Consider the following 18,240-nt stretch of genomic DNA (forward strand, 5'->3'; position numbering starts at 1 on the left):
AGTTTTATTTTTACTTTGTATAGTAGGGAAGCATGTTAGTATTGTCGGTTTTTGTCGGTAAGTCGATATATCTAGAAAATCGCTGATATAATTCGAGTTGCGCTGATATATTCAAAAAATCGCCGATATAATTTCATATACCTCTAAAACACCTCAAAAAAAACGATCCACATAATTTCAATTACAGTAAAATTATTCCAGGGAAGAAAAAAGACGCCACATAGCGTCTTTCCTACGAACGAAACGGAAATACAAGAATAATCGTCGTTCCTTTTCCGAGTGCACTATCAACGGAAATTGTTCCGTTATGAGCATGAACGAGCTGTTTTGTAATGGCTAGGCCAAGTCCAGTTCCGATGTTGCTTTCTTCTGTGTTTGTTCCGCGGTAATATCGTTCAAATAGAAGTTCTTTCGTTTTTTCATCCATTCCTTTTCCGTCATCTGAAATGGAGAGTGTAAAGGAATTAGCGTTTTGTGATAATTTTACGATGACAGTAGTTGTTTCGTTATTATGTTTTACAGCATTTACGAGTAAGTTTTCGATAATACGCTGGAACCATTTTTCTTCAATGAAATATTGAATTTTATTTGAGCTCGGTACGAATTCAATATTTTGATTTTGGAGTGTTGGATTGTTAATAAATTGCAATAACACTTTTTGAACGAACTGATTGATTTCAACGTTTACGTGTTGGGCAGGAAGGCTGTTATTTTTTAATTGATACGTTAAGCTTAAATCATCAATTAATGTCGTCATATATTGAGATTTCTCTTTCATAACACTACCAAATTGCTGAATATCACGATCAGTCCAGTTATATTGATTCGATTCGAGTAATAATGCGTAGCCATATATAGAGCTAAGTGGTGTTTTTAAGTCGTGTGTTAGACCGGTAATCCATTCTTCTCGTGTTTGCTGGAGGACTTGCCTCATCGCATCATTTTTTTTGAGTGTAATAGAAAGGTGTTCTAGTGAACTTGTTACATCTCTAAATAAACGGAATGACCATTTTTCTTTACCAGATCGCCGGAACCTGACGGGTTTTCCTTTTTTACTAATAGGTTCTTCATACTTTCCACCAGCGATATTTTTAAGCCAGCGCATCGCATGTAATAACGGTTTCCCGAATTTATTACCGTACCAAATAGAAAGAATGACTAAATAAACAAATACGATAAGAAGGATTAATCCGCATCCGATGAGAAACTTCTTAGTAAATACATCTTCAATTTCGTCACCTGGATAGTAGTGCTCATTTTTTGCAGTTACAACGAGAAGGTTGCCACTATTTGCATCGTAAAAGCTAGACGTATTTTCTTTATGATTCCACGGTTCTTTTTCATTAAGGGCGATTTGTATTGCTGAAAATGTTTTTTTCTTTCCAGCTGGATAGGCAAAAACCTCTTCGCCATTTTGATTAAATATTTGAAGTGCTGCTTTTTCTTTAGACAGTAACTGTTTTTCTTGATCTGTTAATGTGAACGAATCCATCGTTAAAGAGGAGTGATCCTTTTGAATTGCTGTCAGTAACGCATTGCTTTTTAACATACCACCATAAATAACAAGTACTTTCTTTTCTTCTAATTCAATTTCCCAATATGTAAATTTATAATTACTTTCGATATGATGTTGTATATATGCGACTAAAGATGTCTTCGTATAAGCATTCGGAACATCATTTGGTGTATTAAAGTGGTAGAGGACTTTTCCGTTTTCATCTACAACTTGGAGCCAATCATTTTTCTCCTTTATTAAATCTTGCACTTCAGATTGTAACGAAATATGCCCATCTTCTGAAGAGATGTATCTTGAAATTGTAAAACTATCAGAATCTGGAATATTAGGTTCGTATAAAGTACTAGTAAGAAGAAAAATTAAATAAGTAAAAGCAGCAACTACAGCGATAAGTAATGTAACTAAAACAAAAACGTGTTGCATGATAAATTGAATAATAAGTCGTTTATTAAAATTCATATCGTCACCCTACTTTGTAACGAACTTATAACCAAGCCCGCGAACGGTTTTTATATATTCTGGTTTACTTGGATCATGTTCAATTTTTTCACGTAGTTTTCGAATGTGGACCATAACAGTGTTGTCATCGCCATTATAGGCAGGTGCTCCCCAAACTTTTTCGTATATTTCCTCTTTCGAAAATACGTAGTTCGGATTCTCGCAAAAGAAGAGTAGTAGTTGAAAGAGTTGAGCGGAGCATTCGACAATGTGCCCATCTACTGTTAGTTCTGCAGAGTGCTGATCAATTTCAAATCTTCCAAATGAAATCGAGTGTGATTTTTGTTCGTGTGGTACGGTTTGTTTCATATGTCTCCGAAGCTGTGCTTTCATGCGTGCTACTACTTCTAATGGATTAAATGGTTTTGTAATATAATCATCTGCACCGTATGAAAATCCGGATATTTTATCTAAATCAGATGCTTTTGCTGATAGGAAGAAAATTGGACAATCTGTTTGTTGGCGAATGATTGGACAAATATCAAAACCAGATTGTCCAGGAAGCATTACATCTAAAATAATTAAATCGTAATTGTTTTGCTTAGTTAGAGATAAAGCCATTTCAGCTGATGTTGCAGTTGTAATATGAGAAAAGCCTTCTTTTTCAAGAATGGTAGTTAGTAATTGTAAAATTGCTGTTTCATCATCAACGAGTAAAATATTTGCTTGGTACATAAACATCCCTCCTAATTTTCTCGAATATCATATCATCATTTTGTAACTTATGGAATTTTTAAGGAAATTTTAAGGTTTTCTTTCGCAAAAAATTAAGAATCAAATGATATGATAAAAGTAACATAGGGGAGGAGATGAGTGTGAACCCGTTTCAAGTGATGCGAGCTAGATATTTTTTAATTGTATTTGCACTATTAATTTTAATAGCGAGAAGTAGTGGCGATTTGCTAACAAGTATATTTCATATACAAAATTCTTCTTTTATAAATATCCTTATATTCTATATCCTTCCGATGGTATGGATTTCTTATGAGTATAGAAAGCACCACATTTCATTTTCATTATTTGTTAATAAAAATGAAACATTTAACTTGGTACAAGTTTTATACATTACGGTTATGTTATGCATGTTTAGTTACGGGTATCTTATTTTGTATATGTATAGTTTTGCATGGATTACACCGGACTTTATTATGAACGCCCTGCATGAACCAATTGTAGATAGTACTGGGGGATATGTATCTCAAGTCATTAGGGTCGTATTCATCGCACCAATTATCGGGGAATTTGTTTTTCGCGGATTTTTACTTCAACGTTTTGCAACAAAATGGGGAACGAGCATAGCGACCATCGTTGTAGCAATATTGTTTGCGTTGTTACATGTTGATTTCCTCGGTGCAGCCATATTCAGCATCGTATTGTCAATCGTATATATTCGTACGAAAAGTTTACTCATGCCAATTGCAATACATATGTTAAATAATGCATTTGTAATAGGTGCGTCTTTTCTAATAAGTAGAGAAAAAATTATGAGTTTTGCCGATTTCTCAAGTTATACGACATTCTTTCCTGGACTTATTATTTTTATAACAGGATTAAACTTAGTACTTATCTTTTTATTTGTTAATCGCAAATATTGGAGTAAAGAAGTGCCAGTTATATATGCAGAGCAGAAAAAGAGCTTTTCAGATGTAGTCGGGAGTAAATAAGATGAAGAAGACGGTTGAAAAAATATTAAAAGACATTATAGATGTTACGTCTATTACAGATATGTGTGATAAAAGCGTTTGTCATTGGATTCAACCTGTAGTAGATACGATTGTGTTTCCAGAGTATTACTTATTTTCTAGTACTCATTTAAAAGAGAATATTATTTCTCTTCTTACTTGTGTTCGGGGTTTTACTAATATTTGGTCTAATTGTAGAAGAAATGATGAAGCGCATCTTCAGAAAGAATGAAGAGAAGTATGTGTGGGTTCATAAAGTATTCGAGAAAGTCATGGTGGCTTTCCTTTTGTTTTATGGTATGAAAACAATCATTTACTTTATAGCTTTGAAACATCATTAATTCGAAATTTGAAAGGGATGTATAAAATTATATGAATGAAACGATATCATCAAATAAGTTTTTTTATTTGATTTTACTTAGTCTAGTGTTAATAACGACAGTGAATGTTATTTTGCGCTGGGAGGAAGCTTACTTTTTCATGTATTTAGCGCTCCATTTGTTGGGGATTTTATGTATAAGTGGTGGAGTCGTTACTGAAAAAAAGAATGAAGAAAGCGTTAACTATATGTGTGTGATCGGTCTTGTTTTACTTTTAGCTGTACAGGGTATTATGAAATATAGTTCTTTCTCTTTACAAGATTTTAGTTTATTAATAGATGTACTTCCTTAAAGAGGCTTTTTATGTTATCTAAAAAGCAAGTAGGGTACGTGTTGGTTTGTAAGTGTGATCCTTATTACGGATTGTGAACCGAAGAAAGTGTTTAAAGATAGGCAAAACTCTTCTTATGTAGAAGAGTTTTTTATGTAAATAAAAGGATTTCGAGCAATTCACATAATAAGCTTGTTCTAATTTAGCGTGTACGAACTTACAATAATAATAGACAGGCAGCATAGAGGAGGGAATAGCGTGAGGAAGGTTATCGGTTGGTCGCTTTTTTTGTACGTTGGATTTGCGTTACTTATATATTGGTATTTATTTGGATGGAATCATGAACTTATTCCGGACATGTATAAGGGAACGAGTGCAGATCCAGAAACGTTTATGAGTGCTAGAGAGCTTACGCTAAGCCAAGATTATTCGCGCGTGAAAAATTTACTATACTTTTTAGCGACGCCTCTTGAATGGATTATTTTATTATTTGTACTTGTGCTAGGTATTTCAAGAAAGTTTGAGAAATGGTCGAAGGAAACGACTAAAATAAGTGTTTTGCAAGTTGCGATTTATTTCTTTTATTTATCATTACTGACAACAGTGCTTGCCTTACCGATGCAATGGATTGGCCGGAAAGTGTCCGTTGATTACGGCATTTCAACGCAAAGTACACAAAGCTGGATAAAAGATCATGTTATCGGTTTTTGGGAAAGCTATGCGACTATGTTAATCGTAGTTACCGTTCTATTATGGCTTATCCGTAAATTTCCGAAGAGATGGTGGCTCGCAGGATGGGCACTCTCTGTTCCATTTACAATCTTTTTAACATTCATACAGCCTGTCGTTATTGATCCGCTGTATAACGACTTCTCGACGCTGAAAAATAAAGAATTAGAAACGAAAATTTTAGCGATAGCAGACAAAGCGGACATTCCTGCTAAACACGTATATGAAGTAAATATGTCAGAAAAAACGAATGCATTAAATGCTTACGTAACAGGAATTGGCCCTAACGCCCGTATTGTAATGTGGGATACAACGCTTAAGCAGTTAAAAGATAAAGAGATTTTATTTATCATGGCTCATGAAATGGGGCATTATGTTATGAAGCATATATATTTTGGCGTTGCAAGTTATGTATTGCTATCGTTTATAGGTATGTTTTTAATTAGTCGTATTATAAATATGTGTATTCGCAAATGGGGAGATACATTGCAAATTTCAAAAGTGGCATGTTTCTCCATTTTACCTTTATTTTTCTTAATTTCTTCTATACTCTCATTTGCAGTACAACCAGCAACAAACTATGTTTCACGTATAGAAGAAAGAGCGGCAGATCAATATGCTTTAAATATGACGAAGGACGGAAAATCTGGTGTGAAAACTTTTCAATATTTATCAAAAACAAGTTTAAGCCAAGTGAATCCGCCTGCGTTAGTGAAATTTTTCTTATACACGCACCCACCAATTTTTGAAAGAATTCATACGTTTGAACAATATGAGAAACAAAGCAAAAAGGAGTAGCTATTATGCTACTTTTTTTTATAGAGATATAAGTTTAATATTGGGAATATTTATCATTGCTTTTTATTGCGATTTTGTAAATAATAAGCTATAAAATTCTAAAAATCTATATATAAAGGAATAAAGGTGAAAAAATGTATTTTTTACAAAATTTAAAAGTGAAATATAAATTATTAGCGCTTATTTCATTAGCAGTTTTAGGTATGGTAATTATAAGCAGTGTAGCAATTCATTCTATTAATAAGATTAAGCACGATACAGAGGTTGTAGTAGATGATTATCAATATTCTGCAATTTTATTAGAAGGAATGCTTCGCACACAAAATTCACTAGAATATAACTTATTAGAGTTAATTACGGCATCACAAAATGAAGTGGCAAATAAAGAGGGAATAATTAATAATATTGAAAAGGATCTTAAAAAATATGATTCTTTATTAAAAGAATATGATGATGGTTTTAATTTAAGTAAGCAAGAGGATGAACTGTTTCAGAAGATGAAGAAATCTTTACCAAGTTATAAAGATACATATAAGAAATTATTTGAAAAGGCAAAGGCAACAAACGAGCCGCAAATGATAAATGAATTTCAGAAGGAATTAAAACCGAAGGGAATAGAGTTAGCTGGTTATGCAGTGGATCTAGAATCGTATGTTTCAAATTTAGCTGACCAAGTATTTAAAGATTCGCAAAAAATGATTGATCGTTCCGTTATTACCTTTATCATTCTTGTAGTAGTTACTACAATCGTTATATGTATAGTAAGTTATATTATTAGCAAGCTTATAGTTGCTCCTTTACAAACGGTTAGTCGTATGATGGAAAGAGCGAAAGAAGGAGATTTAACTGTACATGGTGATTATACTGCTAAGGATGAATTAGGTGTATTAGTAAGTAATTTTAATGAGATGATTGCAGGGCTAAGAACAAATATGCAAGAAGTAGAGAATAATATTCAGCTTCTATTCCAATATGCAGACGGAGTAGCATCTGCGTCAGAAGTATCTAGTAGTGCAGCCAAAAAAATCACTATGGATATTGAAGAAGTCGCAAATGGCGCAGAGAGTCAAATGCAAGCAATGGAACAAACTGCGGGTGCGATGGAAGAGTTGACACAAGGAATGCAGAGTATAGTCAATACATCATCCTCTGTAAATGAATTATCTGCTCAATCAGCATTAGATGCAGAGAGTGGTAACAAATTAATGAAACAAATGATTCAACAGATGGATACAATCCAAAATTCGGTACATAGCGGTGTGAAACAAGTAGAGACTATGAAAGAACAATCAGAAGAAATTGTTAAAATCATTGATGTAATGCAAGGTATTACCTCCCAGATTAACTTATTAGCATTAAACGCCGCAATTGAGGCTGCACGTGCTGGTGAAAGTGGTAGAGGATTTGCAATTGTGGCAGATGAAGTGCGGAAATTAGCAGAACAATCTAGTGATTCTGCAAAACAAATTGAGAATCTTATTACTCAAGTTATGGGAACAACGAACCATACAGTACATATGATGGGGAAAGTAGATAATGAGGTACAGGCAGGTACACAAGTAGTAATGCATACAGAAAAAGTATTTGGAACAATTACAGAAAAAGTACAGCAAGTATCTGAGCAAATTCAAACGGTATCTATGTCTACAGATGAAATTGCAGCGAGTAGTGAGGAAATCTCGGCTTCTGCAGAAGACATGGCTCAAATTTCCCAAAGATCATCTGACCGAACTGATAGGGTAAAAGAGTCTATTCAACAGCAGGAAAAATCTGTTCAAGAGATTTCGGTTTCAATTGAACATATGCATAACGCAGCAGGAAAACTAAAACAAATAGTTGCCCAATTTACTCTTCAAAAGTAGTAGCATATTTGAGTGTTAATAAATAAAAAAAAATCATCCTCTTTTAAGAAAAAAGGATGATTTTTTTATCCCGCTATTTGCTGGACAGTAAGACCCCCCACCTCAAAATTCAGCGAAAACGAGTTATCAGTGAAGGGGAATGCTACCTCTGAAATATAAACCATGAATATAGTAGCCTCCACTAGGTATCTCCTTTAGGTGCCAATAAAGGGAAGTTGTAAAGTGAAAAGGAGTTTATAAAGAGATTGTAGAATGTTTTAGTATATAACACCTTAGATGTGACAACTTCCTTTTTGAAAAAGAAAGAAGGGAGTATAAAGCAGAAAGGTAGTGGAAATATTTCTTCTAGAAGATTTACATTTTATCTTACATTCACCAAAAAATAATACTCCTGAAACAATGAAGTTCATTTTATTTGAATGAAATAGGGAGAGAGGACAATGAAGAAAAAAATATTGGGTGTAATGATGATTGCGACAATGGCAGGAGGTATATTTGCAGGGACGAATGTGACGCCTGTAAAAGCGGAAGAGTATCCACAAATGATTGTGTTTGAAGATGTTCCATACGGATTTTGGGCATATGATGCCATTATGGACTTAGCATATCATAAAATTATATTAGGGTATGGAAACGGGAAGTATGGTGTTGGCGATCTTATAACACGTGAACAAGTAGCTGGGACTATTTACAGAACACTTGAGATAAAAGAAGAAGGGCCAGTAGCGAATCCATATAAAGATGTTTCTGATAGTACAACAACTTTTAAAAAGGAAATTTTGGCGTTAACAAAACGTGGTGTTTTTTCAGGGGATGGCCAAGGGAATTTTAGGCCGAAAGCACCAATCTCTAGAGCGGAAATGGCTGTCATTTTAAAACGAGCATTTCATTTTGAAACGAAACAAAAACATACATTTAAAGATATTCCAAAAGGCCACTGGGCAGAAGATGCAATTAGTGCGTTACAATCTAATAATGTTGTGAGAGGAACTGGGAATGACATGTATGAATTAAATCGCCCTGTACCTAGAGAACAATATGCTCAGTTTATTAATAATGCGATTATTAATTATCATTTGAAAGAGGATTGGAAGTAGAGTGAAATATGAAAGCACAAATAGAAATATTTGTGCTTTTTTGTTTGTTTAAAAAAGAATTATTATTCGTATTTATGTATTTTTATGGTTATACACAAGCTTTATAATCAACCCGATAAAAAAGACATGATGTGTAATATGATTCACAAAACCGTCACGAAATGTGTCGAAAAATATATTGTCGCTATACCATTTATTCTGTATATTTTTAAAAAAACATATACATATTGGGGAGATAATTAGATGAGCAAAAAATTATTAAAAACAGCTACAGCATTAACAATTATGGGTGGGGTATTATTCTCAGCAGAGAGTAACAGTGTAAAAGCGGAAAGTGCACCGTTGCAAAAAACAAATACAATTGTATTTAAAGATGTACCAAAAGGACATTGGGCATATGAGGCAATTCATGAATTAGCGGAACAAGAAATTATTTTGGGATATGGCGATGGAATATTCGGTTTTGGGGATAATGTAACACGTGAGCAAGTTGCAGCTTTAATTTACCGTGTGTTTGATATGGAAGAACAAGATGAATATGAAAACCCATATGGAGATATTGATGAAAATTCAACAAGCTTTATCGAGGAGATATTGGCGTTAACGGAAATGGGAATTTTCCAGGGAGACGAGAATGGAAACTTTAGACCGAAGGCGACGTTAACGCGTGCGGAAATGGCACAAGTTCTTACGAATGCTTTTGACTTACAGGCGAAGGGATCTCATAACTTTAATGATGTTTCAACAAATTCATGGGCAACGAATGCAATTAGTGCAGTACAAACAAATGGTATTACAATGGGAATCGGAGAAGGTAAATTCGGTCCGTCTATGAAGGTAACGAGAGAACAATACGCACAGTTTTTACATAGAGCAATATTGCATGATATGGAACAAGGGCAGTAATAAAGTTTAACTAGTCAAAGTGAAATTTAAAAATAATACAAAAAGGTCGTTGTTGTATAACAGCGGCCTTTTTTGTATGAAATAAAGCGCGAAAGAATGGCGTTTTGAAAAAAAATGAAATGAATTTTCGAAAAAAACTTCCTTTTCTGAAGATTTGTTATATAATATAAAACATGAAATCAAATCTGTTATAAAACAGTTTAAGAAGGGGATGCTAATATGTCGACGCAAACTTCACGGGTTACACTCGTTGGAGAAATGTTACCAGCGTACAACGAAATATTGACACCTGAGGTGCTTAGTTTTTTGAAGGAACTACATGAGAATTTTAATGAGCGCCGCATAGAACTTTTACAAAAACGTGTAGAAAAACAAAAGAGAATTGATGCAGGGGAGTTTCCGAAGTTTCTAGAAGAAACAAAACACATACGTGAAGCGGATTGGACAATTGCCAAGCTGCCAAAAGACTTAGAGGATCGCCGCGTAGAGATTACTGGACCGGTAGATAGAAAGATGGTCATTAACGCTTTAAATTCAGGCGCGCATCTTTTTATGGCGGATTTTGAAGATTCGAATGCACCAACTTGGAAAAACGCAGTTGAAGGGCAAATCAATTTACGAGATGCAGTAAAGGGAACGATTTCACATGAAAATGATAAAGGGAAAGAATATAGATTAAATGAGAAAACAGCTGTACTCATTGTACGTCCAAGAGGATGGCATTTAGAGGAAAAGCATATGCAAGTTGATGGGAAAAATATGTCGGGTAGTTTAGTAGATTTCGGCTTGTATTTTTTCCATAATGCGAAAGCTCTTTTAGCAAAAGGGAGCGGCCCATATTTTTACTTACCGAAAATGGAAAGTTATTTAGAAGCGAGATTATGGAATGATGTATTCGTATTTGCTCAAAAATATATCGGCATTCCAAACGGAACGATTAAAGCAACTGTGTTACTAGAAACGATTCACGCTTCGTTTGAAATGGATGAAATTTTATATGAGCTAAAAGATCATTCTGCTGGCTTAAATTGCGGAAGATGGGATTATATTTTTAGCTTTTTAAAGAGTTTCCGTAATCATAATAAATTCTTACTACCAGATAGAGCACAAGTCACGATGACGGCGCCATTTATGCGTTCGTATTCTTTGAAAGTAATTCAAACATGTCACCGCCGTAATGCACCAGCAATTGGAGGAATGGCGGCACAAATTCCGATTAAAAATAATCCAGAAGCAAATGAAGCAGCTTTTGAAAAAGTGCGTGCTGATAAGGAACGCGAAGCTTTAGACGGTCATGACGGGACTTGGGTTGCCCACCCTGGACTTGTACCGGTTGCAATGGAAGTGTTTAATCACATTATGAAAACACCAAATCAAATTTTTAGAAAACGTGAAGAAATATGTGTAACAGAAAACGATTTACTAGAGGTACCGGTGGGAACGATTACAGAAGAGGGCCTTCGCATGAATATTAGCGTAGGTATTCAATATATTGCATCTTGGTTAAGCGGACGGGGAGCAGCACCCATTTATAATTTAATGGAAGATGCGGCAACAGCTGAAATTTCAAGAGCACAAGTATGGCAATGGATTCGTCATGAAGGTGGAAAACTAAATGATGGTCGTAATATTACGCTTGAATTAATGGAAGAGCTAAAAGAAGAAGAATTAGCAAAAATAGAAAGAGAGATTGGTAAGGAAGCCTTTAAGAAAGGGAGATTCCAAGAGGCGACAACGTTGTTTACAGATCTCGTTCGAAATGATGAATTCGTACCATTTTTAACATTACCGGGTTATGAAATTTTATAAAAAATGAAAAGGGGATGGAACAAATGAAAAACGAAAGAATCGAGAAGTTACAAGAAAGCTGGGAATTAGATGAGCGTTGGAAAGGGATCACACGTCCATATTCGGCAGAAGATGTAATTCGCCTGCGCGGGTCAATTGATATTGAACATACGTTAGCGCGTCGCGGTGCTGAGAAGCTTTGGACATCGCTTCATACAGAAGACTATATTAACGCACTTGGCGCATTAACAGGAAACCAAGCGATGCAACAAGTAAAAGCTGGGTTAAAAGCGATTTACTTAAGTGGTTGGCAAGTAGCAGCTGATGCAAACCTTTCTGGACATATGTATCCAGACCAAAGTTTATATCCAGCGAACAGCGTACCTGCTGTAGTAAAACGAATTAATCAAACGCTTCAACGTGCGGATCAAATTCAGCATATGGAAGGAAGCGATGATACAGACTATTTCGTACCGATTGTAGCAGATGCAGAAGCTGGATTTGGTGGGCAATTAAATGTATTCGAACTGATGAAAGGTATGATTGAAGCAGGTGCATCAGGTGTGCATTTTGAAGATCAATTATCTTCAGAGAAAAAATGTGGCCATTTAGGTGGAAAAGTACTACTACCAACGCAAACAGCAGTACGCAATTTAATTTCTGCACGCCTTGCAGCAGATGTAATGGGAGTGCCGACAATTATCGTTGCAAGAACAGATGCGGATGCAGCTGATTTAATTACGAGCGATATCGATCCTGTTGATAAAGCATTTATTACAGGAGAAAGAACACCAGAAGGGTTTTACCGTACGAATGCAGGTCTTGATCAAGCAATTGCGCGCGGTTTAGCGTATGCACCGTACGCAGACCTCGTTTGGTGTGAAACGTCAGAACCAAATTTAGAAGATGCAAAACGATTTGCGGACGCAATTCATAAGGAGCATCCAGGGAAGCTACTTGCATATAACTGCTCACCTTCATTCAACTGGAAACAAAAACTAGATGAAAAAACAATTGCAAGCTTCCAAAAGGAAATCGCATCTTACGGTTACAAGTTCCAATTCGTAACACTTGCTGGATTCCATTCATTAAATTACGGTATGTTTGAACTAGCACGTGGCTATAAAGAGCGCGGCATGGCAGCATACTCTGAACTACAACAAGCAGAATTCGCAGCTGAAAAACATGGCTACTCTGCAACACGTCATCAACGCGAAGTAGGAACAGGTTACTTTGATGAAGTAGCACAAGTGATTACAGGCGGAACTTCATCAACGACAGCGTTAAAAGGATCTACGGAAGAAGCACAGTTTACGAAATAAAAGGAAGGGGCACCTTTTTGAAAGGTGCCCCTTGTTATTTTCTAAATGATTCGAAAAGAGAGATTGAGTTGTTGGCAAAAAACAATACTAACTTTTCTTTATTGCTAAATCAACTCCACTCAGCCCTATGATCACGAATAAACTTCATATCTTTCTCATAATGCTCTAGATGTCCTTCATCAATCATTCTTTGGAAATTCAAGTCGCCTTCTTGCGCTTTTCGTTTCATATATGTACATAACCCTTCTAATCGAAGCAACACCATTCCTAAGTAATCTTCATCCATATTTTTATCATAGGACTGAATGAACAAATTCACTCTCTCTTTAATACGATCTGCATGTTGCGATGAGTCATAATGAACGGCTTCACCGGATTCTGTATAATACACTCTACTTAAAGGCACACAAGTATAGAGTGTATAAGCGATATCCCATAGTCTTGGGCCAGGAGCAGCAACATCGAAATCAATAATCCCTACTGGCTTCTCATTATTAAAAATAATGTTATAAATGGCAAAATCATTGTGACATAAAACCTCAATGTTATTTGGCGTGTGATCCATCGGTTTCCAATCATCTAATAAAGGAAAATCACTTACAGCATCATGGTAAAGGCGGAGCATCTTTGCTATTTCTTTTAATACATCATTAGATCGCATATATTCTTTTAAAGGATAATTGCCAGCTTCTCCTTCAATAAAGGATAAAATCTCTCTATCCTTTTCATCTACACCTAAAAACTTTGGAGCATAATGAAATCCTTTGTTTTCTAAATGTTGCAATAACTCATGAATCTTTTCACTGCCTGGCTTTAACTCTCGCCGAACAGTATTTTCAGAACGATATACGCTTGAGACGTTTCCCCCTGTTAGTCTTTCTTCTTTAGCGTAGTTTGACATGTGAAAATTCCCCCTGTAATTAAAAAATCCAATTCCAAATAGTGAATAGACCAATAACGGCAGAAAAGAGAAGGAAAGCAAGCAATGCTAGACAGCCAAAAGGAACTAGCTTATCTTGCCATGTTTCTTTATACTCATAAATTAACTCCTCTGCTACTTTCTTCTGCACTGAAGATAAAGATTGATCTTTATACAAACCTTTTATATGGTTAGAATCGCCTTTAAACTTTAAAGCACGTGCAATATGATGAGGACTATTTCCCATTGATTTTTCAAATAATAAACATGATTCATGCATAATGTCTGTTTTATGCTCCTCTAGATACCAGTAACGTCCAGCCATTTCCGGATATTGTAATTTATAATAAATATCTCCGAGTTGCTTTCGAAGATGTAATTCATTTGGGTATGTAAAGATGAGGCCATGCAATCTATCTCTTGCTTTTCCAAGATTATTATTTTCAATATCCTCTTCAATTCTTTTTAATGTTTTTTTAGGAATTTTATTGGTCATAAACTCCTCCTTATTTAGAATAGAGATAATTATATTTTATAAGAAATACTAAAAATTAGAAATTCTATTTTCGAAAAAGATTGTACATTTTATTTTAATGTGCTATGATGATGTCAGTTGAATAGTTAAATTAAGCAATCCATATGTTATCAAGTGCTGAAAACGAACGAGAAAAAGTATGTGAGAACTAGTTTATGTTTCGTATTTGATAATGTGTGGATTCTTTTTTTAGACAGGAAGACTAAAAAAATTAAATTTGTATTTTCTTAGGAGGAAATAATCATGGCAGTAACAGGACAAGTAAAATGGTTTAACAACGAAAAAGGCTTCGGTTTCATCGAAGTTCCAGGCGAAAACGACGTATTCGTACACTTCTCTGCAATCGAAACTGAAGGTTTCAAATCTCTAGAAGAAGGCCAAAAAGTTAGCTTCGAAATCGAAGAAGGTAACCGTGGACCTCAAGCTAAAAACGTAATCAAACTATAATTTTATAGTTGATGATGGAAAAAAGGATGGCTAATGCCATCCTTTTTTTGTTGTGAGGAAAGTTTTTTCAGAGCCTGTTTTTATATCTAAATCTCTTTTTCTATGTTACAACGAGTGAAAAATTATCTGGAATGCGTATTAGTTTCTATAGAGGAATTAGTTCAGCAAGAGCATTTGCTGCGTATGATAGTAAATAACTATAAATTTGTATTCTCTGTTGAAATGGGGAAATCTTTTCCAGATAGACCTTGAGTAACATCTTTTTTGTTAGTGTTGTTGTTGGAATTTTGTACGTTTTGAGATGATGTTTCTAACAGTTGTTCTTGTTCCTTACTAGGGGTATTCAGAGCATCTGAGGGGATGCTATTAACCTGCTGGCTTAATAGATTTTCTTTGTCCATAGTATACAGCTCCTTTTTGGAATTCGATAAAAAGCAATGTAATTATAAATAGCTACTTATATATATTGTGTTTTTGAATGACATTATATACAAAACTTATATTACAAAGTTAACTAATTAACGAATTGTTAGTGATGGATAAAGATGTACAAATTTGAAGTGTTTAATAAAAATTAAAAGCGGGTAACAAGTAATACTCTTTCTCATGTTTTATATAAGGATCATATTACAAATCAAAAAAGATGTAGAGAACCTTGGGAGAAAATATAGTTGTTTTTTTAGGGAGAAGAATAAATAAAATGATGCTACAAATGTAAAAAGGCAATCCATAAAGGAAGGCCTTTTATTGTTCTTGCTCTAATTTTTTCTTCTCACGTTTTTTACATTCTGGACATCTTGATTTACGAAACGGTTTAGCAAAGAATAGCAGAATGAAAAATAAACCAAATATAATACTAGCTGAGTTTTTCACGATAATGACGCTACTATTTTTCATTTGAATCGATGGTTGGATCTCTTTTTCCTCCATAGTGGCCCTCCATATATTGGATTTACATTTTAATTATAGCAAAGTTAATTGTTTTCATGATGTGAAAATAGGAAGGGATAATAAATATTTATAGGTAGTATAAATGCTGTTTTTATAACTTTAAAATTAAAACATTACTATATCGTGATTTTTTTATTTAACAAATGTTTGATAAATGATAAAAAATTGTAAAAAAGCGGAACTTGTAAGCTATTTCCTTTTCATAGATGCTAAAATTATATATGCAGCTGCTAATATAAATGGAAAAAAGGAGATAATGGAGTATGGAAAGTAAAGTGGAACGCTATGTCGAAAATTATGTTGTAACGAAAAATACGATGGCCTTACTTCCTGTTATTCTAAGTGAAAAGAAAATTGTTACGCGAGTCGTTGAAATGAATGATTCTTTTTTCGTATTTCAAAAACCTCTAGATATTATAGAAAGAAGTTGCCGCAAGCATGGCTCTAGTTTCTTAGGCCGAAAAGAAGGAACGAAAGAGTTAACTCATATTACACATAAAGCACCGATTGCGATTAGTCCAGCAGATCAACTTTATTTTTTCCCTACCTATTCTTACTCTAGAAAAGAGTGTGCTTGGTTGTCTCATTTTTATATTGAAAGTAATAAAGAATTAAAAGATGGAAATCTTATTATTAGATTTATAAATGGCTTTGCTGTGAAATTAGAGATATCAAAAACTAGTTTTGAAAATCAACAAAATCGTACAGCGAAATTACGTACTGAATATGAAGATCGTAGGAAAAAACAAGGGAATCCTTGTTTTAAAGAGGTTGATAAAAAAGAGGAATCAACATTAAGACCCGCTTATGAGAGTGTGTATTTTGTGAAGGAAGGCGAAGTGTGAAAGGATGGGGGAATCCCCATTCTTTTTTGTTTATCCTGTTATTTGTGGGCAGTAAGACCCCCGCCTCAAAATTCAGCGAAAGCAAAGAAGTTAAGCGGGGGATCAACAAAATCCCCACTGATTAAAGTTTCACTTTATCAGTCTTTGTAGGTAAGGCGATATATTAGAAAAACCGAGTTGTAATTGTTATATTTAGAAAATCACCATTGTAATTTCATTTACCGAAAAAATCAAAAAAACAATCTAAATAACAAAACGAATGACACGTCCTGTCGAATATTGATAGATTATCATAGCTAAATAATGAAGGAATTCTTATGAAAGATATGGAAACTTTAATAAATACATCTCCATATGTCGTATCTACCATTTCCTCTTTCATATAAGCAATGATACAGTAGGGATAGTATTTAGAGTAAAGGGGTAAAGTGTAGAATGGATTTTCAGACAATCAAAGAGTATTTTTCACCAGAAAATATGGATCATATTGTTGAGAGTTATAAAGCGTTCGGACCACTTCTTGGTATTGGTTTACCGATGATAGAGGCGTTGATTCCAGCATTACCGCTTATCGTATTTGTACTGGCGAATGCTGTTGCATTTGGCTTTTGGCTCGGTTTTCTTTATTCATGGCTTGGATCAGTAATGGGTGCATTACTTGTCTTTTTCATCATCCGCCATTTTGGTCGCAGTCGTTTCTTTTCGTTTGTAAATAAGCATGAGAGAGTACGAAAAGCAATGGGGTGGATTGAAAGGAAAGGATTCGCACCGATTTTTGTTATATTTTGTTTTCCGTTTACACCGTCAGCGCTCATAAATGTTGTCGCTGGTTTATCCCGAATTAGTGTAAAACAGTTTGGTCTAGCGTTAGCATTCGGAAAACTTGTGATGATTTTTATTTTAACGTATATCGGTCATGATTTAATGTCATTTATTCATAATCCGGTGAAATCAGTTATTGTAGCGATTGGTATTTTTATTTTATGGTATGTCGGTAAGAAAATCGAAGTAAAGTTAGAACTACATTAAGAATAGTCTTCTTTGTAAAGGAAAGCTTCAGTATTAAAGGATAAGGGGAGAAGCAGATGAAGAAAACTTTGAAAAAAGAAGGCATGGAGTGGATACGAACAATTTTAATTGGTGTATTATTAGCTGTATTTTTTCGAACGTTTTTCTTTTCAACGTATGTTGTAGAGGGGAAGTCAATGATGCCGACATTGCAAGATGGCAATATGCTAGTTGTAAATAAGGTGAGTTATCAAGTTGGGGACTTGAACAGATTTGACGTTGTGGTATTTCATGCGAATAAAAAAGAGGACTATGTAAAGCGGATTATCGGTTTACCTGGAGATCATATTGAATATAAGCAGGATAAGTTATATATAAACGGTCAATTTATTGATGAGCCGTATTTAGAGAAGTATAAGAAAGAGATAAACGGAAGGCAACTAACAGGCGACTTTACATTAGAAGAGTTAACGAAAGAAAAACTGGTGCCACCTGGGTTTATTTTTGTAGTAGGTGATAACCGGCTCGGGAGCTGGGATAGTAGACACTTTGGCTTTGTAAAAGCTGATACAGTCGTCGGTAAAGTTGATTTGCGATATTGGCCAATTCAAGAGGTGCAAACGAATTTTTCAAAAGGTTGATATAATAGATAGAAGTATAGAAAAAGGCAAACAACTCAGTTTGTC

At 34.6% G+C, this 18,240-nt stretch carries 18 protein-coding genes and 2 pseudogenes; 14 read left to right on the plus strand and 6 right to left on the minus strand.

The features are described 5' to 3' along the window. Positions 1–232: 232 nt before the first annotated feature. Both DN401_RS16655 and DN401_RS16660 read right to left on the minus strand, forming a co-directional pair. Entirely contained in the window at positions 233–1,975 is a 1,743-nt protein-coding gene (locus DN401_RS16655; RefSeq protein ID WP_001010457.1) for a sensor histidine kinase, read from the minus strand. 9 nt (positions 1,976–1,984) lie between these two features. After that, entirely contained in the window at positions 1,985–2,689 is a 705-nt protein-coding gene (locus DN401_RS16660; RefSeq protein ID WP_000283871.1) for a response regulator transcription factor, read from the minus strand. 140 nt (positions 2,690–2,829) lie between these two features. Between DN401_RS16660 and DN401_RS16665 the strand changes: the two genes are divergently transcribed. The 10 genes and pseudogenes from DN401_RS16665 (at position 2,830) to aceA (ending at position 12,849) form a co-directional block, all read left to right on the plus strand. Beyond that, positions 2,830–3,678 (plus strand): CPBP family intramembrane glutamic endopeptidase, encoded by an 849-nt coding sequence (locus DN401_RS16665; protein WP_001067988.1) that lies wholly within the window; start codon positions 2,830–2,832, stop codon positions 3,676–3,678. A gap of 1 nt (position 3,679) precedes the next feature. Continuing rightward, positions 3,680–4,037, plus strand: a pseudogene (locus DN401_RS16670) (hypothetical protein). Positions 4,038–4,068: 31 nt separating this feature from the next. Further along, positions 4,069–4,368, plus strand: a complete 300-nt coding sequence (locus DN401_RS16675; protein WP_001006050.1) for a DUF2101 family protein — start codon at positions 4,069–4,071, stop codon at positions 4,366–4,368. 237 nt (positions 4,369–4,605) lie between these two features. Continuing rightward, entirely contained in the window at positions 4,606–5,874 is a 1,269-nt protein-coding gene (locus DN401_RS16680; protein WP_119683085.1) for a M48 family metallopeptidase, read from the plus strand. A gap of 134 nt (positions 5,875–6,008) precedes the next feature. After that, a pseudogene (locus DN401_RS30590) lies at positions 6,009–6,788 on the plus strand (MCP four helix bundle domain-containing protein); the annotation flags it as partial. A 156-nt stretch (positions 6,789–6,944) separates the two neighbouring features. Further along, on the plus strand, positions 6,945–7,736 hold the full coding sequence (locus DN401_RS30595) for a methyl-accepting chemotaxis protein (RefSeq protein WP_404978265.1): 792 nt from the start codon (positions 6,945–6,947) through the stop codon (positions 7,734–7,736). Between the two features lie 440 nt (positions 7,737–8,176). Continuing rightward, the gene (locus tag DN401_RS16690; RefSeq protein WP_000727102.1) at positions 8,177–8,833 is read left to right on the plus strand and encodes an S-layer homology domain-containing protein; all 657 of its coding nucleotides are present in this window, start codon (positions 8,177–8,179) and stop codon (positions 8,831–8,833) included. A gap of 243 nt (positions 8,834–9,076) precedes the next feature. Beyond that, positions 9,077–9,739: an S-layer homology domain-containing protein gene (locus DN401_RS16695; protein ID WP_000038564.1), complete on the plus strand. Its 663-nt coding sequence runs from the start codon at positions 9,077–9,079 to the stop codon at positions 9,737–9,739. 219 nt (positions 9,740–9,958) lie between these two features. After that, positions 9,959–11,548, plus strand: coding sequence for a malate synthase A (gene aceB / locus DN401_RS16700; RefSeq protein ID WP_149287874.1), 1,590 nt, complete (start codon positions 9,959–9,961; stop codon positions 11,546–11,548). Between the two features lie 23 nt (positions 11,549–11,571). Then, positions 11,572–12,849: an isocitrate lyase gene (aceA, locus tag DN401_RS16705; protein ID WP_000787346.1), complete on the plus strand. Its 1,278-nt coding sequence runs from the start codon at positions 11,572–11,574 to the stop codon at positions 12,847–12,849. Positions 12,850–12,958: 109 nt separating this feature from the next. Here aceA and DN401_RS16710 read toward each other — a convergent pair whose 3' ends face one another. After that, positions 12,959–13,750, minus strand: coding sequence for a phosphotransferase (locus DN401_RS16710; RefSeq protein ID WP_103621879.1), 792 nt, complete (start codon positions 13,748–13,750; stop codon positions 12,959–12,961). A 19-nt stretch (positions 13,751–13,769) separates the two neighbouring features. Continuing rightward, positions 13,770–14,264, minus strand: a complete 495-nt coding sequence (locus DN401_RS16715; protein WP_098584194.1) for a DUF6584 family protein — start codon at positions 14,262–14,264, stop codon at positions 13,770–13,772. A 282-nt stretch (positions 14,265–14,546) separates the two neighbouring features. On the opposite strand from DN401_RS16715, the gene cspA reads away from it, so the two are divergent. Continuing rightward, positions 14,547–14,750, plus strand: a complete 204-nt coding sequence (cspA, locus tag DN401_RS16720; RefSeq protein WP_000301522.1) for an RNA chaperone/antiterminator CspA — start codon at positions 14,547–14,549, stop codon at positions 14,748–14,750. 197 nt (positions 14,751–14,947) lie between these two features. Here cspA and DN401_RS16725 read toward each other — a convergent pair whose 3' ends face one another. Both DN401_RS16725 and DN401_RS16730 read right to left on the minus strand, forming a co-directional pair. Further along, positions 14,948–15,151 (minus strand): hypothetical protein, encoded by a 204-nt coding sequence (locus tag DN401_RS16725; RefSeq protein WP_000356916.1) that lies wholly within the window; start codon positions 15,149–15,151, stop codon positions 14,948–14,950. A gap of 343 nt (positions 15,152–15,494) precedes the next feature. Continuing rightward, the gene (locus DN401_RS16730; RefSeq protein WP_075677594.1) at positions 15,495–15,680 is read right to left on the minus strand and encodes a hypothetical protein; all 186 of its coding nucleotides are present in this window, start codon (positions 15,678–15,680) and stop codon (positions 15,495–15,497) included. Positions 15,681–15,964: 284 nt separating this feature from the next. On the opposite strand from DN401_RS16730, the gene DN401_RS16735 reads away from it, so the two are divergent. From DN401_RS16735 to lepB, 3 genes are all read left to right on the plus strand, one after another. After that, positions 15,965–16,546 carry a competence protein ComK gene (locus DN401_RS16735; RefSeq protein ID WP_000444443.1) on the plus strand — a complete coding sequence of 194 codons (582 nt, stop codon included), beginning with the start codon at positions 15,965–15,967 and terminating at the stop codon, positions 16,544–16,546. Between the two features lie 435 nt (positions 16,547–16,981). Further along, positions 16,982–17,575: a TVP38/TMEM64 family protein gene (locus DN401_RS16740; RefSeq protein WP_000347517.1), complete on the plus strand. Its 594-nt coding sequence runs from the start codon at positions 16,982–16,984 to the stop codon at positions 17,573–17,575. A gap of 56 nt (positions 17,576–17,631) precedes the next feature. Next, positions 17,632–18,195, plus strand: a complete 564-nt coding sequence (gene lepB / locus DN401_RS16745; protein WP_000751919.1) for a signal peptidase I — start codon at positions 17,632–17,634, stop codon at positions 18,193–18,195. Positions 18,196–18,240 lie beyond the last annotated feature (45 nt).

This window comes from Bacillus sp. BF2-3 (genome assembly GCF_008368795.1).
Classification (GTDB): domain Bacteria; phylum Bacillota; class Bacilli; order Bacillales; family Bacillaceae_G; genus Bacillus_A; species Bacillus_A cereus.